Below are 21,532 nucleotides of genomic sequence, written 5' to 3'. Positions count from 1 at the left end.
TCGATCTCTGATCGCGGATGGATCGACTGGGATATGACGGTATCTGGTTCATGCCGCCAACGGCTTAAAGAGGGGAAGCCGCGCGGGAACGCGTTGCGGTGGCGGGCCGTGCTTCAGCGTTGGGACAGGTTAATCACTACTGTAACCTGGCTCCCCGCCGTCACGACGCTGCCGGGAGGTGGGGAAATGGAAATCACCTGCTCGTTGAAAAATCCCGGCCGTTCCTGGTCGAATATCATCGTTACCCGCAATCCCAGGCTCTCGGCACTGAAGATGACGGCACCCATATCGTCGCCCTGTTCGACCTCTTCCTTGGTGCTCCAGGCCGGCACGGTCACGAATTCCGCATCTGGCGCAAGCGGCGGCACCTCGAGCGTTGCGCTGGCGATCATCCCCCTTGGATCGATAGTTCTGGCCGTCATGTGGAAGGATGCACCGGCATCGCGCTCGACCCAGGCGAAATACTGATTGGAGCCGCCCCAGGAGAGCTGGAAGATCGTTGGCGCTCCCGCTAGCCCCGGTTCCGGCAGCGCGGCAGTGTCCAATACGGGGATGTCGGGCAAGCCCTGAACCAGTCGCAAGCGTCTCACGGTCGCGTCACTATCGCGTATCTCGAGCACCGTCTTGAAGGGTCCCAGCGGCGTGTTCCGCCTGGGCGCCTCCGTCCGCCAACTGACAAGTGACGCAGTGGCCACCGAAAACGCCTGGTTGCCGACAAGATCGCTTGGTGCGGCCAGCGGCGGCGGGGGCACCAGCACAGACACCATGGGCGAGGAGGACGAGCGAGCCTCCACAATGCCACGCTGGTCATCCCGCTGAGACCAGACCTGCGCCCGGTAGTAATAGGGGCTCCAGTCGGGCGCGATCGCGCCGTCAACGAACTCGGCTATCCCATCCACCGCATTCGTCGCCTGCAGAACTGGACCCATGCTGTCGATATCGGCTGCCGCCGAAACACTGCGGACGCGAAAGAGCTCGACGCGCCCGGCGCCACCCGTGGCCAACTCAACCCTAATCCTGGCCTGTTGCACGGCCCCTTCCATCAGCGACACCGACAGGGACGGCGGCTCAGGAATATCCAGACGCGGCACCGCGACGGCGGCGAATTGATCGCTCTGTGCCGGCCAGTGCGACGCCATATGATTTTCAGTTTCCGCGGTGATAGCGAAAAAGTGCATGACCCTCGACCCCCGCGGCAGGTGAACGGTCATGCGCGGCTCGGCCAGCGGCGTGGTCGTAATGCGCCGGAAGCTGGTCCGATGGTTCTGGATCTCCCGGCCGCGCAACAGGCGCAAACGCTCGGTCAGGGGCTGGGCAATATCCGGTCCGGACAGGTTCAGCGCGCTCAGCAGCGCCGTCTCCGTGGCCTCATAGACATGATATCCGGCGACGTCCTCGACCGCATGCCAATTGAGATCGAAATGGCTGATCCCCATGCTGTCCGGCAGGCTGGCCCAAAGCGGCGCCTCGACAGGGTCGATGGCCGGGGTCCCGGGTGTGCGGCTGTTGTAGAGTTCGAGCTGGCGCGGTGGGCCCGGCGGGCTGATCATCCAGTCGGCGAAACGCATGTGATGAATCTGCTTCTGGCCAAATGCCCAGGCCTGCAGGACGCGCTTGCTCTGCCCCGGTCCGAACGTCTCGACCACTGGCACGGTCCAGCTGTAGAACCGCGTTCCGGGATCGCCCGGCCGCTTGTCCTGGCCGTCGCCCCAGCTCACAGGCTTCAGCGCGTGCGACAGGGCGGCGATATCATCGCCGGCCGGCTCGGGCGTTGACGCGCCGTTGAAGTCAAGCCGGCGGCTGGCCAGTATGGTGTCCGGGTCGTCGGCCCAGCTCACGTTGACCTGCATGAAGGCCGGACTGCGATCCGACCAATCCCAGCTGAAAACCACCTGGATGGCGCCGTCATCACTTTGAGTGAACGACACCAGTTCAGGTGCGCGCGCGGTCTCCGTATCGGTCGTGTAGTCGACCTGGTTCCACAGGCTCCAGCGCCCATAAAGGTCCTGTGCGGCGACATAGTAAGTGAAGGCCGCGCCGACTGGATCGGCAAACGGCTCCTCCGGTACGATGAAGCTTTCGCGCAAGATATGGTCCTGGAACGCGGACTTGATGTCCCCCGAGGCGGCCGATGGCACATAGGAGAGCCAGCCGCGCACATCCGCCTCCCGCCGCGTCAGCAACAGCTTGCGCCAGCCGATCGTCGGTCCCACCCGACCGATAGCGTAGGCGACGGGCTGCGGCGCCTCCTCGTTAAACCAGGGGGTGGTTTCGGGGGAAATGGCCCGGTCCCAGGCAATACGCACCGAATCCATCGACGGGCCGTCGGTGACCTGCGGTCGGGTGAACCCGGAGCGGGTGACGCTCAGTCCAGCGGGCGGCGGCAGGTGCGTCGATAGCCGTGTTGGGCGAACCACGTCGGCCAGTTCCATCTCCGCGCCCGTCTGCTCGTCACGGCGCAACACCGTCACCATGTAGATGCATTCGTTGTCGTCGTTGAATCCGGTCCCGAAACCGAAGGCCAGCGCCGCCAGTGGATCGGCCGAGGCACTCATGCACATCACGCGGTAGGGATGCCACGTGCCGCTGGCGGGCCGGTCGCCCTCCAGCTCGGCGACAACGCCATTGAGCAGGAGTTTCGGCATCAACTGGCTTTGTAGATTGTCCTCGTAAGTCTCTGAATAGTTGAAATGTTTCGGCGGCGGATCGGCCTCCAGCATGGAGCGAATGCCGTTCAGAATCCGTCCCTCAACCAGGCTCTTCAGGTAAGCGTCCGGTCGTGGTTCCTCCCAGGCCGGTAGCTCGGCATCCGCCATCCAGCCCGATGGCGGTGCATTGGCGCTGAGGCGCATCAGGGCCGCGTCCCAGGGGGAGACGGGAGCGTTGACTGGCCCCTGCAGGTCCAGTGGGTAGCGGGTATTGGCCCATCTGTCGTCGACGGGCAGGCCAACAAATTCGATCGGTTCCCAGTCGAGGTCGTTGGCGGCGTCCACCTTGGTCATCGTTGGCTCGGGCTGCGGCGCCCGCCACACGGTGAATACTTGCCGGTCGAGGCCCTGGCAGGGATTGGTCATCCACCGCAATTGCGTCGCGTTGCGCTCGGCATTGCCGGCCTCCGGATCGCGCTGGCCCTCTTCCTCGCGCCAGAACAGGCGGGCCGCGCGCAGGTTGAGCCAGCCATTGGGCCCGTCATTGATGACCCTGCTCAAGATGTCGCCTCCCATGCTGGCGCACTCAGTAGCACCGGCGCGATCACATGCGTCGTTGTCGGCTCGTCGGCATCGAACACGGGGTGGCGGATGCGCCGCAGGCATAGGCTCAGCTCCTGGCCGCGGGCCTGCTCTCGCAGGAGGACCATTGTGCGAGAGCCATCGGCGCAGCGAGACAGGCCCGTCACGATCGAGCCGCCGGCCTGTTGTTCCAGTTCCAGCCAGGGCAGGCTTGAAAGGGTGCCCAATCCATTGGGTGTCACCTGGGGCACCAGCCGGCTGCGCCAATGCGGCTCTGTGGTTTCCACCAGCGCGGCTACCGGTTGGGAAGGGGTGCCGGCAGGACCTGTCCAGATCACCGTCAGCAGCGGCTTTTTCGGCCGAGCCAGGTCGCCCCAGCCGATCTCGCGTAGCATGCGTTCGAAGGCAAGGTCGCTGAGCACGGGCGGCAAGGCGGCCAATGCGGCCGTCGCCCCGCAATAGCGATGGCGGGCTGCCTTGGCGCCAATATCGTGGGCGAAAGCCTCGGCGTCGGGATAGTGCGAGGTGCTGAAATTGCGACGCAACATCGGCTCATTGGCGTCCTCGCGGGGCGGCTCGGTGTCGAGCTCGAAGACGTAATTGGTGTCCTTCTCGAAGGCCAGCTTGACCGTAACGGCCTCATGCCGCGCGCTGCGGTGGGAGAAATTGACGCATGGCTGGTCGGCCAGCACCTCTTCCAGCGCCGCCTCGAAGGGCGTCAGGGCAAGATAGGGCAGGGCGCGTGGCGGGGTCAGCAGCCCCGAAATCGCCATGTCCGCGGGGTCGAACCCGTCCGTTGCAACCGGGTGCCGGCCCGACGCTGCACGGGTACGCACCACCAATGGCCGTCCGTAACTTTGGAAGAGCTTGCGCGTTTCGGCGGTGGAAAATACCACCGTGACCGGATCCCGGTAGAACACCGCCTGTTCATCGGCCATGGGCATGGTCGCCATAACCAGAGTTTCCAGGTGTTGGGGCGGAAGCGCATCGGTGCGGAACAGGAACGTCTGATGCCTCTCCTGGGGGGCGCCCCAGACGAAGGCGCCGGACTCGTCGAGATCGGCAACCGCCACCGTGTAGGTGGTCGAAAGCCTATAATCGGCTCGGGGATGCAACAGGGCGCGGGCGCCATCGACACCCGTCAGCATGCCGTCTATCACCGCGATGGTCTCGTCGCGCCGCTGGGTGTCAAAGTTGTGGCGCTTGAATTCGGCCTCAGTCAGTACCTCGACCGCTAGCAGGCCCCAGCGCGATGCCTGCCAGTCCGGCACCTCCACGCGCCCGATCTCGATCGTTACCGCCCCGTCCAGCCCCTCTATATCGAACAGGAAGAGCGGCGCTTCCATCAACGGTCCGGCGAAACTGCCGAACCACGCGTCGAGGGCCGCCTGGGTGAGGTCCTGCCAGCCTGATTGCGCATTCTGCCAGTCGGCGGGCAGGTCGTTGATCTTGCCGATCGGCCGCCAATGCGCCGCCAGATCGATATCGTCGGCGTCCATGCGGTTGCCGTCCGTATCGCGCCGGCGCAGCACCAGACGCCCGCTTTCCCAGGGCACGACCACGAGGCCACGCACGTGACGCAGCCCGCCGGCATCCAGCCTGATGCCATCGGCCAGTCCCTCCAGCTCGATGAATTCGACCTGCGCCACCAAGCGCTCGAAGCCCGAGTCGGCCCGCTGCGGACGCGGCTGCAGCGTGGCGCCCGTCTTTGGTGCCAGCAGCAGCCGGCCGGCCAGTCCCGTGGCCGCCACAATGCGTGCCGGCAATACGTCGACCAGGCTGTCCGCCGCTCCGTGGCTGCGCCAGCACTCGGTGACCCTGAGTTCGGTCGGCGGGGGTTCGGAGCGCAGGGTGCCCGGGGGGGCCAGCATGGGCTGGCCCTGCAGCGTCCAACCGGTCGACGACGTGCGCGCCGCCTGCCCGGCAAAGGTCCACAGCACACCCGTGGGCGGGGCGACCTCGGCACAGACCTCCCCCCACCGGCGGCGAATTTGTTCGGTATGGGTCTCGCTGCGCAGGGCGGCGCTGGGCGTGGGCGTGGGCACCGCCGAGAGCAGGGCCAATTGCACCGCTTCGTCATTGCCCGGGTCGCTTAGGTTGCGGCTATCCCACCATGTCACCGTGACGTCGCCTTCCTGCAACGGGTTGGCATGTCCGGTCGCCTCGAGGCTGACACCTGTGAGCACATAGGAATACAGGCGTTCGCCGCGCTGCACGTGGCCGCCTTGAGGCAAAAGGCTGTTGATTGCGACGCCCGAAAAGGTGGTGCCTTTGGCGACGACGGCGGGCATTTCCAGTTGCAGCACGGGAATGGCGTCGATCGCCACCACGGGCAGGGCGCCTTCGACACCCTCGGCCAGCGCCGTGCCCAGGCTTCCGTCGATACTGCTGGTGGCCCCCGATCCGGGCAGAAGCGCATGGCTGCGGGCATGCAGCGATAACGCCCGGAACAGCGAACCCGCCTCGGGCGGGGCCGGCTTCGTGCCAAGCTCCAGGGTGACCGTAGCGCTCAGCTCGAAGAAGAAGAAATCGACCGAACCGGAAATGGCTGCGCGAACATAGAAAGTGTCGTCGCTGATCCGCACCTGTGCCAACGCGCTGGCACCGATGCTGACGATGAACAGGTGCAGTTCGCCCTCCAGGGAAAACTGCCCCACCAGCATCATGGGGTTGAAACTGATGCCGATATTGGCTTCGACCGTGACGCGGATATACAGGCCGATCTCCTCGGGTCCCCAGGTCAGGGCTGCCCGCACCCCCGCCGCCACGGCCATGCCCGGCAGGTCTAGCAAAGGCTTTTTGACTATCCCTTTGCCATGGAACATCAGATAGCCGTCGGCCCTGATGGTGCTCATGAAGCGGATGGACACATAGCGATCTTCGATGACCGACCCCAGGTCGAAATGCCAGTCGCTTAGGTCTTTGAAATTGAAGAGAGCCTCGGCGGGCACCTGAACGTCGAGCAGGAATGGCATTGAGTAGTCGGCGATGATGCCCAGAGTGATGGATTGCCCGGTGATCTCGATGACCGCTGTGAGCGTGCCCATGTCGTCGCCCTCGTCCTGGGTCCCTGGCCTCAGACTGAGCATGTCCGCCTTCATCAGCAGCAGAATGCGCGGTCCCGGCAGCTCGATCATCAGCATGCCCCTTGCATGCAACAGGAAGCCGCCCTCCAGCGTCCCGATTACGGCCCCCACGCCAAAGCTCCATGCGTCGAGTTCGCTCGTCCACTTACCACGTCTGGGCTTGCCTTCTGCACGTACCAGCCAGTCCAGTGCTGTCTTGCTCTCACGCATGTCCCGGCGGCGGTTGACCCCAAGCAGCCCCAATATGCCGAACAGGCCGAAGCCCGAATTGAGCAGCGGGATGGGCACCGGCCATTCAACCTCCAGGTTGAGCAGCAGCGAGACCGCCGCGCCCGTCTCGATATCCAGGTCGGCCTGCACACGAACGCCCAGCGGATCGCCCACGGAGAGGTCGAACCCGCCCGATATCGCCTGCGGGCGCACGCGCAGATATCCCCCGCCGCTGATCAGGCCCAGGTCGAGATTGGCGCCCAGCCCCGTCAGGGTGGGCACCATGTCGCCCATCAGCGGTACGCGCAGGCTAGCCTTGTCGATTTTCACAACGCCGAGGTCCAATTTGGTGACGAGGTCCACCTCGAAGACCAGTGGATTGTCGCGCGCCACGCGGGCGGCATCCGGCTGCAGGAATTCACCCAGCGGACCCGGAATTTCGAATGTGCCGGGATCGCTGAGATCAAGGCTGAACCCCTGTCCGGGATCGAACACGGGCGACAGCTTGGGAGGCCCGCCACCCCCTCCGAAATCCAGCTTCAGCCCCACCGCCTTCTGCCGCACGCGGATTGGGCGTCGTGTCCACAAAAGCGGGGATCCGCCCACCTGCACGTCGAGGTTCACCTCGGTCTCAGTTTCGAAAAACAGGCTGGCGAGGCTCTGGTCGGGCCCGCTCGCAAAGGCAAGCTCCGCTCCGTACACCGTGACCGATTGCGTGGTGATCCAGTTGCTGCGCGCGATGCCGCCAGCCAGCCCGGCATCCAGCGCCAGCTCGACAAGTCCGCTGCTGCCCGTGTCGGGAAGGGTGGGGTCGAGCAGCGGCGCAAACACCGTGTAGGCGCCCAGCGTGTCCCGCTTCAAATCGTGCTCATGGGCGGTGCCGGTCCGCGATCGCCAGAGGAAATCCTGCCCGCCGCTCGCCCCCAGGTGGAGCGTGGTGTTCCAGCTCGTAGCCTCCACTGTCAGGGTCAGCCGATAGTCGACCTTCGTCGGGCCTGCCGCGGAGATATCACCGCCCAGCCACTGGCCAATTTCAGCGGACAGCTCTACCTGCCCGCTCACTTCAAGCAGGTTGACCACGCTGCGGTCCATCCGCAGCCGTGCCGCCACATTGTGCAGGAAGCGTGGCCGCTTGGGCGCCATTGCACCAGAGGCCGCGGCGATATGAAAATTCCCCGATAACCCGGCTCCGTCCGTCGCGATTATCAGATCGGTGGCTCCCCCATGCATAGCCAGTGCCGGCATGGATGGTGGCGCTACAAACACTTCCAATTGTGGGAAGCGGATCTGGATCTGTGGTTCGAGCAGTAGTTGTGCAACCGGCAAATGGAAGCCGAGCACCGCACCGGCGCCGAACAGCACATAAGGGGGCTCGACCGTGAGTTCCAGGGCTCCGCCCACACCGTGCGACGGCGTTATTTCAGCCGTGGCGTCGGGATTGCCGCTCCCGACGCTGACCACCAGCAAGAGGCTCGGAAACACCAGTTGGACGGGCCCGGCCAGCCCTTCTTCGAGTGTCTGGTCCGCAGTGAGCAACGCCGGCCGAAGGAAAGGCACTCGAAAACGGGGGGCCACGAGTTCGATCTGCACCAACAGCGCTCCACCCGGAGTGGGTGGCGGTTTGATTTCGAAAGCCCAAGGGGTTTCGGGAGGCATGAGGACCAGGGCGTCGCTGGCTCCCGCCGCATGCACGCTCAGCCCCTTGGGGCCAAGCGCTAAAGTGAGTTCCCTAACCGTAGCACTGCCGCGCAGCCCATCGCCCAAGTCCGCTGCCGACAGCAAGCTGTCCAGAACCTGGCCGCCATCGGAATCGCCATCGATGTCGATCCCGAAACGGGCGATCACCATTTCCAGTAGAGTGTTTGCCGCCATCGACGCCTCACGAAGTGGGCACGTTATTGCAATGGGCTTCTGCCGCCGGTCGAAGCTATTCAAGGTTGGCGTGAGCAGCGGCCTCCATGTTCGTGGCAAGGCGTCACTGGCGCCTCGCCTCGTCAGTGATACCTGGTAACGATCGTTGCCCTGTTGGCTGGGCTCACAAAGGGACGCTTCGCACTAACCAGGAGTTCGGAACTTGTAGGCTGCCGAACTTGTGTACACCTGGACCAGCTCTTGCTGACCTACGTCTATCAGCAGACCTGTTTCGGCTAGAATATCGTCGGCATCCATTTCGGCTTCGACTATGACGAGCTTAGGTGAACCGGGCCTAATGACGCGCTCGATACCGAGCTCACGGCGATCGCCAGTGTTGTACGCGGCCTAACGCTAACCCGTAATAAGTGGGGCGACCAGAGAAGCCATCTCGTCCGAACCATTCTTTGGTCGGCGTACAGATTGTCGTACAAATAGTGAGGAATGATGGATGCAACATCCAGATTCCCAAGGTTACGCAACAATCTAGCTAGACGAGCACGAAATTTTTCGCTCGGATATAAATCAAAATGCGTAGCAACTTCCAAAACGTGCCTCGATAGTGTTAGTCGGCCTGGGTCGTGAGAGGGCAGCTTTCCATCGTGGCACTAGTATTTGTTCGCAGCTCTGCCGCAGTTCTGGCGGCTGATCTATGGCTACTCAAGACTGCAAGCAAGTTTGCCTTGGATGAGGCGGCGTCAGGAAGAGGGCCAGCCGCGTTGCTCGGGGGGACCGGCGCGGCTGTATATGGATTGCGGAGGTCTGCGGCCGTCGATAGCTTCTTTGGGGCAGCAGGAGCAGCTATGGGCGCGGGGACGGATCGCCGACATCGCGGCATCAGGGTAAGGCTACGGCGTGCGCTGACTTTGGTCACGTCGCTGACACTGGTCGCCGCGGTCATCGCCTGGATCGGCCTCTCGGTGGCTGAGTCCCGGCTGGAGCGTCACCAGGCGCAGAGCCTGTCGGATCTCGGCCAGATCACATCGCTGGTGGGCCGTAGCGTGGCGCTGGCGGCTGAGTCGGCGCGCATAAGCTATCTGCCGACCATGGTCGAACTGCACGAGGCAAGGGCGACATTAGGCAAGAAGATGGACGACTTCGGCGCGTTGGCCTCGGCACTGCCCAGTCCGCCATCGACGGGCCTATTCGGCATGTCGGACGTTCCTTCCATTGTCCGGCTGGTGCATCGGATCGACGCCACCACGCAAAGCCTCTTCAACATTACCGCCGAGGCCATCGCCCTGCGCGACAATCCCGGAAGCAATTCCGACCTCGTCGCGCTCGAGGCTGCGAGTATCGAGCGGCGCGCCAGCGCCACCGTGGCCATGGTTGAGGTCTCTTTCGTCCAACTCACCAGCATGATCGAGGGGCTATCTGCGCTGGTCGAACAGGCAGCGCTGCAGCGCGGCAATGAATTGCTCGGGCTGATGGGCGCTTTCAAGGTCACGTTGATTGCCGGCGCCCTTGGCAGTCTGGCCGCGGGACTGATGGTTTCAGCATTCCTCAACCGCGAGATCGTGCTTAGTCTTGTCGGCGCTACCGAGGCGATCTCCCGGCTGGCCGGCGGCGACAGCGCCGCAGAGTTGCCCGGCCATGAACGGCAGGACGAGATCGGCGACCTGGCCCGCGCTTTCAAGGTGTTCAAGGCAAATGCGCTCGAACGCGCGGCGCTCGTTCGGCAGGTGGAGCGCGATGCGCAGATGCGCCTGGGCATTCTCAATGGCCTGGACGAGGGCGTGGCCTTGTTTGATGCCGACGGCGCTCTCGTCGCTGCCAATCCCCGCTTCGTGGCCCTGAGCGGGCTCAGTCCCGAACTCATGACACCAGACTTCAAGATAGAAACTATCCTCGGCATCCTTGGCGGACATAGGCGCAGGGCATCAGTCTCCAGTCACGAACATGAATTTCCCGATGGCCGGATCGTCGAACTGCGCCGGGGCGTCATGCCGCGCGGCGATACATTGGTGACGCTTGTCGACCTCACCGAGCGCCGGGACATGGAGCGGCGGCTGCGCCAGAGCCAGCAGATGGAAGCGCTTGGGCAGCTCACCGGCGGAATAGCGCATGATTTCAACAATCTGCTGGCCGCAGTCAGCAGCAATCTGCAATTGATCCAAGACCAGTCTGAGCTTCTGTCGCCAACCCACCAGCGCGCGCGAAGGGCTCTTGGCGCGGTCGAAAGCGGTACGGGCATGATCCAGCGGCTGCTGTTGTTCGCGCGACGCCAGCCCCTCCTTCCCGAAGCGGTGGACCTCAACCGGCTGATCGAAGGGCTGATCGATCTCATCGAACTCAGCATTGACCCTGCCATCACGCTGCAGACCGACCTTGCCCGCGATCTGCCGCCGGTCACGGTCGATCCCGGGCAGATGGAAAGCGCCATTCTCAACCTGGTTTTCAATGCCCGTGACGCCATAAAAGGCCTGGGCACGATTACTCTAACCACCGGCCGCGGCCCTGCGGGACAGATCGAACTGTCAGTGCGGGACACCGGCTCCGGCATGGCGCCCGAGATTGCGGCGCGGGCCTTTGATCCGTTCTTCACCACCAAGGCCTTTGGTGCCGGCAGCGGTCTTGGGCTGTCCACCGTATTTGGCTTCATCCGTCAGTCCGATGGCCATGTTGGCATAGACAGCGTGGAGGGTCAGGGGACGGTAGTGCGCATTGAACTGCCGCCGTCATCCGGCAAGAAACCGGCCAAACGGCCGAAAAAGCCCGCCAAGCTTCCTGCCAAAGTACCGGCTGCAGGCCGGATACTGATCGTCGAGGACGACGAACTTCTTCGGACGACCACGATCGATATGGTGCAGAGCATGGGATATCAGGCATTTGCCGCCAGTTCTGTCGACGCGGCACTTGAAGCCCTGGGCCGCGGGCATTTCGATATCCTGTTCTCCGACATCGTCCTAAACCGCGGCGGTGACGGGCGGTCTCTGGCGCACGAAGCCCGCACCAGACATCCCGATCTGGCGGTGCTGCTCTGCACCGGCTACGGCAATCAGGCGTCGGATCCGACCGATATCCCGGTTCTGCAGAAGCCCTATTCGCGGGCCGATCTGGCCAGCATGCTCAGTGCTGCGCTCGGCCGAGCCGGTCAGCCGGAAACAGGCTCGACCGCGCCGGCAAATGTGTAGCCCAGGCCGCGCTCAGTGCGGATGAACCGGGGCTGGCTGGGGACCGGTTCTATCTTGCGCCGCAGCCGCAGGATCAGCACGTCAATGGTGCGATCGAACACATCGGCCTCGGCATGGTGGGTCATTTCCAACAACTGATCGCGCGTCAGCACTCTTCCGCGTGCCCGCAACAGGGCGTGGAGCAGTTCGAACTCGGCGACCGTCAGTTGCACCGACGAGCCATCCGGAGCGTCGAGCCGGCGGGCAGCCAGATCGAGGAAGAAGCCTTCGAACCGGAAACCCTCGCGCTGCCGGGACGCGGGCATGATGCCCTTCGTGCGGCGGAGGATGGCCTTTACCCGGGCCAGCAATTCCAGATTGCTGAATGGCTTGACCACATAGTCGTCAGCCCCGATCTCGAGCCCGACGATGCGGTCGATCTCTCCCGATCGACCTGTGAGCATGACGATGGGCACATTGCTGTCGGCCCTGATGGAACTGGCCAGCGCAATGCCATCTTGATCGGGCAATTGAAGGTCGAGCAGGATCAGATCGGGTGGTGGCCCGGACCGCATCAATGACAGCAGCGCTTCCGCCGTGCGGCAGGGCAGGGCTGTAAAACCCGCGGTCTGCAATATGTCGACAACTGTCGAACTGACGATGTGATCGTCTTCGACAACAGCAATGCGAAACTGCATGGCCGGCCCCCCCTCCGAAGTCGGTCCGTCCGGTCCCTGCCGACCAAGCAAGACGCCTCAGGACTATAGCAAGGCGGCGGCTCAACTTTGTGAACAATATTACAGTCGAGCGCTTTTAGCTGAAATCAGCGGTTCATCTGGCCCCGACACATTCCCCGCATCGAAAGATCAATCCGGAAAGACCCAGCAAGGGCGCCGGTGGGGGGACCAAAGATGAGGAAGTCTAACCTCCCAGATCCAGAGTTCCGACCGCGCCATGAGGGTGTGGTCAGGAAGACAGCCGACTCTTATCATCACCCAGGGAGGAATGGATGAAATTACTCAATGCATTGACGGCGCTGAGCATGCTGGGCGTGGCCGCAACCCCAACCATGGCGCTCGAGGGCAGCCTCAACGTCTACTGCTCGGTTCAGGTCGAGTGGTGCGAAGCGGCGGCCAACGAATTTGAGAAGGCCACGGGGGTCAAGGTGAACATGAGTCAGAAGGGCTCGGGCGAAGTGCTGGCCCAGATCAGCGCCGAGGCGGAGAACCCCAAAGGCGACGTGTGGTTCGGCGGTACTGGCGACCCGCATCTGATCGCCGCAGCCGGCGGACTGACGGCTGTCTATGAATCACCCAACCTGGCCAATCTGCACGAATGGGCCCACCAGCAATTCGGTGCCGCCGGCGGACGTTCGGTCGGCGTCTATTCGGGTGCCGTCGGCTTCGGCTTCAACACCGAACTGCTGGCCGACAAGGGTGTCGAGCCCCCGATGTGCTGGGCCGACCTGCTCAAGCCCGAATTTGCCGGCGAAATCCAGATGGCCAATCCCAATTCTTCCGGCACGGCCTATGTGGTCATCGCTACGCTGGTGCAATTGATGGGCGAGGAAGAGGCGTTCAAATACCTGGCCGCCCTGCATTCGAGCATCAACACCTACCAGCGTTCCGGCACCGGCCCGATCAAGGCGGTTGGGCGCGGCGAGACTTCGGTTTCGATTTCCTTCGTGCATGACGCCGTTAGGAGCTAGCTGACGGTCGCGAAAAATACGGCTGCGGCGACAAGGAGAACGATGAGGGGAATAATGAACCGCCAGAACCCGACCATGCCACCCTGCTTGCCGAAGACAATGCGTTCGGCTGGGTCGCTATAGAGCTCCTCGGCAGTTGGCTTGTCCTCGGGTGCCTCAAATTCGACATTTGGCTTTTCAGGCGTGCTCATAGGACTTTCTCCATCTGCAATTTGGCATGCCCCGGCCAACGAGGTGAAGACGCTTCACGGATCTATATAGTTCAGCGTGTCGCCACCTGCTCAAGAGTGGGAGTATCTGCCAGGTGAGGGTGTGCAAATACGCAGGGTACACTCCACCGATGAATGGTCATTGTCGTCCGAACGTTCCGAAATCAACCGGATAAACTCATCTCGGCGGTCCTATTGTATCGCCTGTGAGGGCGCTCGGCATGTTTGGGAACTTCCCTCCAGCTAGGCCATTGGCGTCGGAGTTCAGCATTCCCGCCCAGCCCGATCTGCAGGTTCCTTCCAATTGATCCAGCCTCTTCCTTCTGCGACCTATCGCATCCAAATGCGTGGGGGTGTCACCTTTGGCCACGTGGAGCATCACTTCGACTATCTCGTGGGCCTCGGCGTCTCACACATCTATCTGTCGCCAATTTTCGCCGCCTCTGAAGGCTCCACACATGGCTACGACATATTGGATCCGACAAGAATTGAACCCTCCCTTGGAGGCAGAGAAGACTTTGAGAAGCTGGCTCGCGCTGCACACGCCGTGGGCCTCGGTATCATTCTCGATATTGTCCCCAATCACACGGCATTCACCCCCGAAAACGAATGGTTGAAGGATGTCTTGCGGCATGGCCCGCAAAGCCCCTTCGCCTCCTTTTTCGACATTGATTGGTCTTCCGGACCGCTTGTGCTTCCCTGGTTGCCGGAGCCGTTCAAGGTCATGCAGTCGCGAGGCGACTTCTCGGTAAGGAATGGGAATTTGTGCTTCGCTGAGACGGAAATCCCATTGGCTATGGAGGGGGGAGAGGCCGATAGGGTTGAGGACCCGTCTATCCTACATGATCGACAGCACTGGCGCCTGCGCCATTGGGAACTCGAGCGGGACGGTATCACCCATCGACGTTTCTTCAACGTCACATCCTTAATCGGCATGCGAGTTGAAGAAACAGCCGTGTTCGAAGCCACCCACCGGCTAATCATCGATCTTGTCCACGCCGGTCTGGTGGACGGTTTGCGGGTGGATCACATCGACGGGCTCGCGGACCCCAAAAGTTACCTGGACCGCCTCGCCGAATATCTGCCGGAAACGCCGGTCTGGGTAGAAAAAATCCTCGTGGGTGACGAAAAGCTCGATCGCCGTTGGAAGACGGTCGGAACAACGGGGTACGAAGCCTCAAGTCTGATTGCGCGTTTACTGACCGACGCGAACGGTATCGAGACGCTTACGCCTCTATGGCGACGTTATACCGGCGTCGAAGAGGAATTCTCTACCGCGCTTGAAGCCGCAAAGCTGGAAATCCTGCACAATGAACTATCAGCAGAATTGCACCAGCTTTCCACAATCGCCGGAGCGTGCCTGGCCGACGATCCCGGCGTCGAGCCCGGTCCCGAGGGCCTGCGTGAGGGCATCACCCAGCTCTTGCTGGGCATGCCGCGCTACAGGACTTATTTGAACGACGCTGCGGCATCGGGTGAGGATCGAGCGCTCATGGAACAAATAGTCGAGCGCGCCAAGGGCCGCGTTCGCTCGTCCCGTATTGTTGAGCGGCTCGCCCATCATCTTATCGAACCCGCAAACCATGCTGACCGCCGGTTCGCGACACGCCTCCAGCAGGTGTCGGGGGCGCTTCTGGCAAAGGCACAAGAGGACACAGCCGGCTTTCGATGGACGCGCTATCTAGCCGCCAACGAAGTCGGTGCGGAACCCGAGCAACCGACAGTGTCAGACGATGAAGCCAATGCATTCCTCGCGGAGCGCCGTTCCAGTGAGATGACGCTGACGTCCTCTCACGACACCAAGCGTTCAGAGGATAGCCGGATGCGTGTGGTGGCTATTAGTCACTATCCCGACGCGTTTCACTCTTTGGTTGCGGACGCCGACCGCCTTGCGCCTGATGCGCTCCCGAGGCGCTGGCGATGGTATATCGTTCAGTCCGTGCTGGCCTTGTGGGGAGTGGAGCCGCAGGCGCTCAAGCTTCGTCTCCGCCAGCACAACCAAAAGGCTCTGCGAGAGGCTAAGCTGGAAAGTTACTGGACCAAGCCCAATGCCACCGTGGAAGGGGCAGCGGACAGTTTCTCCGACATCTTGTGCGATCATTGGCAGAAGGGTGAACCTACCGCGCTCAGGAAGTTGGTCGAAGCCGGGCAAGCGCTGTCGCTCGCTCAACTGGCGCTAAAATGCTTGCTTCCAGGCTTTCCGGACATCTACCGGGGAGCTGAGGCCCCATTCTTCGCTCTAACAGATCCGGACAACCGGTTACCAGTGGATTGGTCCACCATGCTGAACCTCGCAGACAGCCAAGGTTTTGGCGGCGATAAAGTCAGGCTCACTCGCCTGCTGCTCGCACTGCGCAGGGATCAAGCGTCCTTCTTCTCCACTGCGGTCGCCGCAGTCGATCAGGACAGCGGAACCATTCTTCGCCGAACGGGAGAAGGCCGCACGCTTGCTGTCACTCTGGGACGGGAGGTCGCGGGAACGCCCATATGGCAGAGCGGCTCGGGCGACCTTAGGCTTGTCATCGCTTGGCGATAACCACGATGCTGGGGGTTTCTACCTCATGCCAGGGCCCGCAACCCATGGCGTCAACCGGCCGTTGCGGCATTCTAAACAGGAGACCATCAATGACCACTACAGCTCAGGATTTATTCGTGACCGGCCTCAAGAATGCTCATGCGATGGAGAACCAGGCCCTCTCAATCATGAAGCCGCAAGCAAGCCGTATTGAAAATTATCCCGAAGTCGAAGCCCAGATCCAGAAGCACATTACCGAAACAGAAGGTCAGATCGCACGCCTCGAGCGCATTCTCGAAACGCTCGGTGAAGACAAATCATCGCTGAAGGATCTGGCGCTCTCCCTGGCAGGCTCCTTGGCAGCCGTTGGTCACACCGTGGCGCCCGATGAAATCCTCAAGAATTCTATGGCCAACTTCGCCTTCGAAAACTTCGAAATCGCGGCCTACAAATCGCTTATCGCCCTTGCGGACGCCAGCGGCAACACTACGGCCATTTCCGACCTCGAACTGAACCTGGAAGAAGAGCTCGCCATGGCCAAATGGCTCGATGAAAACATAGAAATGGTAACGCTCAAGTTCGCCGCGCTCAAGGAAGCCGGCGAGACGGCGAAAAAATAGCTCGACAGTCAGGGGCGCCTGTGTGGCGCTCCTATTGCGTTCCGTGCCCTTAGAACCAGACCGGCGAAGTAATCCTCAGGACCGCCTAGATGACCGAAGCCGCTGCGTGGGCGTTGAGGGCAAAGCCCTCGATAGCAGCATTATACTCAGACGGTCGCTCCAAAAATCCCATGTGATTGACTCCGTCGATCCTGCGGAAGTCGGCGCCTTTATGGTCCAGGGCAATGATCTCGCCGGCCTCGGGCCTGGTGACGATGTCCAATTCGCCTGACAGCACCAGCAAGGGCGGGCTAACCCTGGCCATGGCACCGGTTGCATCCCAACGGAACATCGCCAAGTTGCCCCGGTGAATATTGCCGGGAGGGTTGCGGGTGGCCAGCAGGGTCGTGTGCTCGAGCTGGCTGCGGGTCACGTATTTGCCGAAGCCAAGCCGGTTGGCCATATGGGCCGAACCGCTGAAATAGCTCTGCCAGGCACCCAGCCAGACCAGCGGCTGCAACAGGATGCCCAGACGCATCAGCGGTTCGAGCAGCGGCCACCGAATGGCCTGCGCCAAACCGCTCAGGATCATGGTCTTCAGGGGATTGGTGTAGGTGGTGTTGACCAGAACAGTACCGGCAACGTGGGCGTTAAAGAACGCCGCATCGTCACGCGCCAGTGTCTGGATGGTCATGCCACCGATGCTGTGGCCGACGAGTACGACCTTGCGATCGCCAGCCAGGCCGATCACGGTCTTGAGATCCTGGGCAAATTCGGTGAGGCCGATGGCGGAGCCCGAAACCGGCCGCGAGCGCCCCATCCCCGGCAGGTCCCAAGATATGATGCGAAAGTTCCGAGACAGGTCGCGCTTGGCATAAAACCAGATCGTGCTGTCCATTGCCCAGCCATGGACCAGGACAATGGGTGGTGCGTCTGGCGACCCCTGTTGCTCGACATAAAGGCTCGACCCGCTGGCTCCGGCCACCAAAGTGCCCGAAACCCTTTTTGCCGATGTCGGATCAGTATCCGGCTTGGCGAGCAACAAGGTGACGAGAGGGCGGCCAATAAAAGACAGGGCCAACAGGGCAATGCCGGCCCAGAGCAGCCAGTCGGACCGCACGCGAACGAGGCTGCCATCGGCTCGCCGGATGAGATCCCCGTCATACCAGTTCCAGAGCAAGTAGGCCGCCAGCCCCAGGATACAAAGGGAGAGCAGGATGAAGACAAAGCGGAAGACGATCATCAGGGGCATAGGGATGACTTCGTGTTGAGAAGCAGCGGAAGCAAAAACGGGCGGCCCGAGGCGGCCCCGAGAGGATTTCTAGCGCGATGCCTTGGAGAGCTTGGACGCGATCTCGTAGAATTCTTCAGGCGCATAGTCTGGCGTGAAGGCAGATGGAACGCCCTGCAGCTGCTGCATCTTGCCGCCCTCTGGCATGCCTTCGACAATCTCCAGCATGGGTGGCACTCCTCTGTTGGATGCTTGGTAACGGTGTCGATAGGCAGCAGTTCCACGACAACAACAAACTACTGGCGGCGCCGTGAGCTCCGTGGGCGGCGGAGTCGGCGCACGAAACACTCGTTTCGGCAACCGATGGCCCGCCTGCTGGTTGTTCCCGCACAGATTGGAGCACGCCATGACGGACGACGACCTTACGCCTGACGAACTGCAAACTCTGCGGCGGTTCCAGGCTTCGACCCAGCCTCTTGAAATTGACCCGCACCATTTCGCCAAGCTGCTGTCGCTGGCGCTGATAGAGCAGAAAGAGGATGGTCCTAGACTGACCGCGTCCGGCCTCGATCGCCTGGGCGCAAAAGTCAGGGGCGGGTCTCATCCATAAAGGACGCGTGCTGGTTCGGATGAAAATCTGCTTTCTGTTACGGGATGAACTTTTTGATTCTTCGCCGCGTTGGAATGGGACCGAGCTGGAGATCACCAATGCCCAATACCAAGCAGGACCGTTCCCGTGTCGCCGGAAGCCAAGATTACGAAGTCGAGTATGAGGCGGATAAGACCGGCACTTCGAAAACCGCGGTCAAGGATGCGGTGAAGTCGGAAGGTAACAGCCGCAAGGCCGTCGAGAAAAAGCTGGCTTCGAAATGACGCACGATGGCCTGCCCACAGGCGAAGGCACCAGTGGCGTCAATGACGCCGCCGATCCGCATCCTTCGACCGAAGAAGATTACGATAAGATCCCCCATCCGGGTGGCACCCGGCGACGCAAGGGACCCGATATCGGCCCTAACAGCTATGCGCATGATGGCAAGGCACCGCCCCGACCCAAGAATGAAGGATCTGGGCCGCAATGACCGCGGCCAAGCTTGAAGAGGAAATGCGCGATGGTTGCGAGCAATTCTCTGCCAACCATAGCCAGCCGCCCGCGGCTGGATGAGTTATGACGACGCGATCAACGTCATCGTGAGGGACTGGTTAATGGGTCAGCGTCCTGCCGCCCGGCGACCAGGAGGTCAAATCACCCGCCACTGGAAGCCGCAGAGGCCCACAAGACACAGCCTCGGCGTTTACCCGGGGGACGATGGTCGAACTGGCCTGAGCGTCCCAGTCGCTGCGCGGCAGCGTTAACGGTCGAGGGAAGCGATGGCGATCGACGAGCAGCCACTGGGAGAAGGACTGCGGCTTGGACCACTCGGCAACAATTGGGTGCATCTCTGCATCGACATGCAACGCATGTTTGCCGAAGCGACCGAATGGCATACCCCCTGGATGGAACGGGTTCTGCCCAAGGTAGTCAATCTGGTCGAGCTCGATCCGGCTCGCACGATCTTCACGCGGTTCCTCCCACCCTACTGCGCGGAGCAGGTGTCCGGAACGTGGCGGCGCTACTATGAGCGCTGGCCAGCATGACCCGCGACCGGCTTCATCCGGACCTTATTGAAATCGTTCTAGAGCTCAGGACTTTCATCCCGCCTGCGCAAGTCGCCGACAAATATGTCATGTCGGCATGGGCGGACGGACTGCTGCAGACAAGGCTGAAGGCTGCCGAGGTCGACACGCTCTTCATCTCGGGGGCGGAAACCGAGGTCTGCGTGCTTGCCACGGTTATGGGCGCCATCGACCGCAGCTATCGGGTCATCATCGTCTCAGACGCAGTGTGTTCGGGAGCCGATTCCACGCACGACGCCATGCTGGGCATCTATCGGAGCCGGTTTGGGATGCAGGTTGAGACGGTCACCGCGGAGGAGATGTGTGCCGCCGTAATTTCTAGCCGGGCCTGACGGAGCGAAACGTTCCTGCGACAGCTATTTGGTGGGCAGGTGCCGCTCATGCCGTCAGCGCCAAGCTGCGACACCCGCTATGCTCCCGATAACCAGACGGTTTTGAAGGGGTTCGCCAGCGGTGGCCGCGCTTTCACTGCAAAGATGTGGCGCCTGAAATACGGTGCGTAGAGCGCCGAAATTTGGTCGAGCGCTCGTATCGCAACGACTACAGCCACGACAACTGAGTGAATGAGCCCGGCGCATCCGTGCCTCGAAGGCCGACCGAAGGACATGATCGGACTTATTTAATATTCTTCGAACCGTATCAGGCGGCAAGTCTTTTAGGATCAAGCGTCAAGGTTACGATGACGCCCTCATCGGACCAGTCAAAGGCGATCGTGCCACCCAGTTGGCCGCTCACGCTGCGGTGTAGGAGCTTGCTCCCATATCCGCCTTCTCCAGCCGGAGGGGCCACAGAAGGACCGCCGCGTTCCGTCCAAGTGATACGGATTTCGTCGTCCGAACCTGTCCCGGCAATGTCCAGCATGCCTGATGACGCCGACAGCGCTCCGTACTTCAACGAGTTCGTCGCCAGCTCATGGACCACCAGCGCCAAGGTAGTGGCCGCCACTTCACCGATGCCCATGCGTGGCACTGCGACGCGTACGCGCCCGGAGAACGCACCTTCGTCATCGTAGGGAGACAGCAGCACCGAGATCAGATCGCCTAACAGGGCCGCACTGCCTTGATGCCCGGGGAGCGGCCTCACCAGGTCGTGGGCCCGCCCCAGTGCAGTGAGACGGTTGGTGAGTTCCTTTGCCATCTCCATAGCTGTGGTCGTCGATCGCGAGGTGAGGTTGGTGAGACCGACGGCAATGGCTAGCAGGTTCTTAACGCGATGGCTCATTTCGCCAGCGAGCAGCTCATTGCCTTCCTCGGCTTGCTTTCTGCCGGTGACGTCCAAGAACACGCCGGACATCTGGCCGGCATGCAAACCCTCATCGTTTCCAAGGCCTCGTGCAGAGATCCACCGGATCTCCTCGCCGAGCAGGATTCGGAAGTCGATCTCATATGCGCCGATGATAGCCCGCGTGGCCGTAAACGCCGCACGCACGCGGTCCCAATCGGCAGGATGGATACGGGATGACAGGTCTTCGAAGGTGACATTGCCGCTAGCGGGCAGGCCCCAGAGTTCAAATGCCTTCTCGTCCATGGCGAAAGAGTCGGTTTCGATTGTCCACGACCACAGCGCGACTCCTGCAGCATGCAGAGCCCGCTTCAAGTTTTTTACTTCCCAGAGGGGGTGGGTTTCGTCGCTGAAAGGCATGGTGCTCTCCTGACTCTTCGTTTGAGCAGATTGAGCCTCCCATTGATAGCAATCGTTGAGCCAGAGGCGAAAAATAGAGTGGCTGGCGGCCCGAGTGTCCGCCTTTCTGCAGCAGGCTGACCTACAAGCTGTCCATCATCTAAAACGCCGGCCGTTTGCACCTACCGAAGCTAACGAAAGCTCTTAGAAAAACGACGAGCTTCACGGAACAACTGGAATGGGGCGCTTCGCCGACGGTGCATCAACGGCCGCCAGCGAAGTCGTTTGCTTAAATCTCGGTAGCCCCTGACAACGACAGAGCCTCATCGACGTCCACCCGAGCCAAGGCGAGGAGGATGGCTCTGGTATCACCAGTGATCTCACTGAACGGGTCTGCCTGTCTTCTGCTGGATCACCATCGACCGC

The 21,532-nt window shown here is 61.8% G+C and carries 14 protein-coding genes and 1 pseudogene; 8 read left to right on the top strand and 7 right to left on the bottom strand.

The window, feature by feature from the left end; genetic code table 11:
• Positions 1-113 precede the first annotated feature (113 nt).
• Together N0P34_RS11965 and N0P34_RS11960 are read right to left on the bottom strand one after the other, a co-directional pair.
• Positions 114-3,209 carry a PASTA domain-containing protein gene (locus tag N0P34_RS11965; protein WP_275603464.1) on the bottom strand — a complete coding sequence of 1,032 codons (3,096 nt, stop codon included), beginning with the start codon at positions 3,207-3,209 and terminating at the stop codon, positions 114-116.
• Positions 3,206-8,398, bottom strand: coding sequence for a hypothetical protein (locus N0P34_RS11960; protein WP_275603463.1), 5,193 nt, complete (start codon positions 8,396-8,398; stop codon positions 3,206-3,208). Before N0P34_RS11960 ends, N0P34_RS11965 begins: the two co-directional genes overlap by 4 nt.
• Before the next feature lie 842 nt (positions 8,399-9,240).
• On the opposite strand from N0P34_RS11960, the gene N0P34_RS11955 reads away from it, so the two are divergent.
• Entirely contained in the window at positions 9,241-11,571 is a 2,331-nt protein-coding gene (locus tag N0P34_RS11955; RefSeq protein ID WP_275603462.1) for an ATP-binding protein, read from the top strand.
• Here the strand turns inward: N0P34_RS11955 and N0P34_RS11950 are convergent.
• Positions 11,532-12,248, bottom strand: coding sequence for a response regulator transcription factor (locus N0P34_RS11950; protein WP_275603461.1), 717 nt, complete (start codon positions 12,246-12,248; stop codon positions 11,532-11,534). The two genes, N0P34_RS11955 and N0P34_RS11950, sit on opposite strands and share 40 nt — an antisense overlap.
• Before the next feature lie 311 nt (positions 12,249-12,559).
• Here N0P34_RS11950 and N0P34_RS11945 point away from each other — a divergent pair, with 311 nt between their 5' ends.
• Positions 12,560-13,258 carry an extracellular solute-binding protein gene (locus N0P34_RS11945; protein WP_275603460.1) on the top strand — a complete coding sequence of 233 codons (699 nt, stop codon included), beginning with the start codon at positions 12,560-12,562 and terminating at the stop codon, positions 13,256-13,258.
• Here the strand turns inward: N0P34_RS11945 and N0P34_RS11940 are convergent.
• Positions 13,255-13,449 carry a hypothetical protein gene (locus N0P34_RS11940; RefSeq protein ID WP_275603459.1) on the bottom strand — a complete coding sequence of 65 codons (195 nt, stop codon included), beginning with the start codon at positions 13,447-13,449 and terminating at the stop codon, positions 13,255-13,257. The two genes, N0P34_RS11945 and N0P34_RS11940, sit on opposite strands and share 4 nt — an antisense overlap.
• A 322-nt stretch (positions 13,450-13,771) precedes the next feature.
• On the opposite strand from N0P34_RS11940, the gene treY reads away from it, so the two are divergent.
• Both treY and N0P34_RS11930 read left to right on the top strand, forming a co-directional pair.
• A complete protein-coding gene (treY, locus tag N0P34_RS11935; protein WP_275603458.1) occupies positions 13,772-16,003 on the top strand; it encodes a malto-oligosyltrehalose synthase in 2,232 nt (743 codons plus the stop codon).
• Between the two features lie 89 nt (positions 16,004-16,092).
• Complete coding sequence (locus tag N0P34_RS11930) at positions 16,093-16,602, top strand: ferritin-like domain-containing protein (protein WP_275603457.1); 510 nt, start codon at positions 16,093-16,095, stop codon at positions 16,600-16,602.
• Between the two features lie 85 nt (positions 16,603-16,687).
• On the opposite strand, the gene N0P34_RS11925 is transcribed toward N0P34_RS11930, so the two are convergent.
• The gene (locus N0P34_RS11925; RefSeq protein ID WP_275603456.1) at positions 16,688-17,833 is read right to left on the bottom strand and encodes an alpha/beta hydrolase; all 1,146 of its coding nucleotides are present in this window, start codon (positions 17,831-17,833) and stop codon (positions 16,688-16,690) included.
• A gap of 69 nt (positions 17,834-17,902) precedes the next feature.
• Positions 17,903-18,052: pseudogene (locus N0P34_RS11920) on the bottom strand (manganese catalase family protein); the annotation flags it as partial.
• Between the two features lie 166 nt (positions 18,053-18,218).
• On the opposite strand from N0P34_RS11920, the gene N0P34_RS11915 reads away from it, so the two are divergent.
• The 4 genes from N0P34_RS11915 to N0P34_RS20150 all read left to right on the top strand — a co-directional run bounded on the left by N0P34_RS11915 (position 18,219) and on the right by N0P34_RS20150 (position 19,818).
• Positions 18,219-18,422 carry a hypothetical protein gene (locus tag N0P34_RS11915; RefSeq protein WP_275603455.1) on the top strand — a complete coding sequence of 68 codons (204 nt, stop codon included), beginning with the start codon at positions 18,219-18,221 and terminating at the stop codon, positions 18,420-18,422.
• Between the two features lie 98 nt (positions 18,423-18,520).
• The gene (locus N0P34_RS11910; protein ID WP_345774427.1) at positions 18,521-18,685 is read left to right on the top strand and encodes a DUF3606 domain-containing protein; all 165 of its coding nucleotides are present in this window, start codon (positions 18,521-18,523) and stop codon (positions 18,683-18,685) included.
• 495 nt (positions 18,686-19,180) lie between these two features.
• Entirely contained in the window at positions 19,181-19,447 is a 267-nt protein-coding gene (locus tag N0P34_RS20155) for a hypothetical protein (RefSeq protein ID WP_345774426.1), read from the top strand.
• Positions 19,444-19,818, top strand: coding sequence for an isochorismatase family cysteine hydrolase (locus tag N0P34_RS20150; protein ID WP_345774425.1), 375 nt, complete (start codon positions 19,444-19,446; stop codon positions 19,816-19,818). The genes N0P34_RS20155 and N0P34_RS20150 overlap by 4 nt, the downstream gene beginning before the upstream one ends.
• Positions 19,819-20,125: 307 nt before the next feature.
• On the opposite strand, the gene N0P34_RS11900 is transcribed toward N0P34_RS20150, so the two are convergent.
• Positions 20,126-21,127, bottom strand: a complete 1,002-nt coding sequence (locus N0P34_RS11900) for an HWE histidine kinase domain-containing protein (RefSeq protein WP_275603454.1) — start codon at positions 21,125-21,127, stop codon at positions 20,126-20,128.
• Between the last annotated feature and the right edge of the window lie 405 nt (positions 21,128-21,532).

The sequence above is a fragment of the Devosia sp. FJ2-5-3 genome, from assembly GCF_029201545.1.
GTDB lineage: Bacteria > Pseudomonadota > Alphaproteobacteria > Rhizobiales > Devosiaceae > Devosia.
The sequence above is the reverse complement of the archived record's forward strand: the minus strand, read 5'-3'. Positions and strand labels throughout refer to the sequence as shown.

Excerpts from the sequence above, each read along its gene's own strand:
- N0P34_RS11960 (WP_275603463.1), bottom strand. The coding sequence starts at position 8,398 with ATGGCGGCAAACACTCTACTGGAAATGGTGATCGCCCGTTTCGGGATC.
- N0P34_RS11955 (WP_275603462.1), top strand. The coding sequence starts at position 9,241 with ATGGGCGCGGGGACGGATCGCCGACATCGCGGCATCAGGGTAAGGCTA.
- N0P34_RS11950 (WP_275603461.1), bottom strand. The coding sequence starts at position 12,248 with ATGCAGTTTCGCATTGCTGTTGTCGAAGACGATCACATCGTCAGTTCG.
- N0P34_RS11945 (WP_275603460.1), top strand. The coding sequence starts at position 12,560 with ATGAAATTACTCAATGCATTGACGGCGCTGAGCATGCTGGGCGTGGCC.
- N0P34_RS11940 (WP_275603459.1), bottom strand. The coding sequence starts at position 13,449 with ATGAGCACGCCTGAAAAGCCAAATGTCGAATTTGAGGCACCCGAGGAC.
- N0P34_RS11930 (WP_275603457.1), top strand. The coding sequence starts at position 16,093 with ATGACCACTACAGCTCAGGATTTATTCGTGACCGGCCTCAAGAATGCT.
- N0P34_RS11925 (WP_275603456.1), bottom strand. The coding sequence starts at position 17,833 with ATGCCCCTGATGATCGTCTTCCGCTTTGTCTTCATCCTGCTCTCCCTT.
- N0P34_RS11915 (WP_275603455.1), top strand. The coding sequence starts at position 18,219 with ATGACGGACGACGACCTTACGCCTGACGAACTGCAAACTCTGCGGCGG.
- N0P34_RS11910 (WP_345774427.1), top strand. The coding sequence starts at position 18,521 with ATGCCCAATACCAAGCAGGACCGTTCCCGTGTCGCCGGAAGCCAAGAT.
- N0P34_RS20155 (WP_345774426.1), top strand. The coding sequence starts at position 19,181 with ATGGCGATCGACGAGCAGCCACTGGGAGAAGGACTGCGGCTTGGACCA.
- N0P34_RS20150 (WP_345774425.1), top strand. The coding sequence starts at position 19,444 with ATGACCCGCGACCGGCTTCATCCGGACCTTATTGAAATCGTTCTAGAG.
- N0P34_RS11900 (WP_275603454.1), bottom strand. The coding sequence starts at position 21,127 with ATGCCTTTCAGCGACGAAACCCACCCCCTCTGGGAAGTAAAAAACTTG.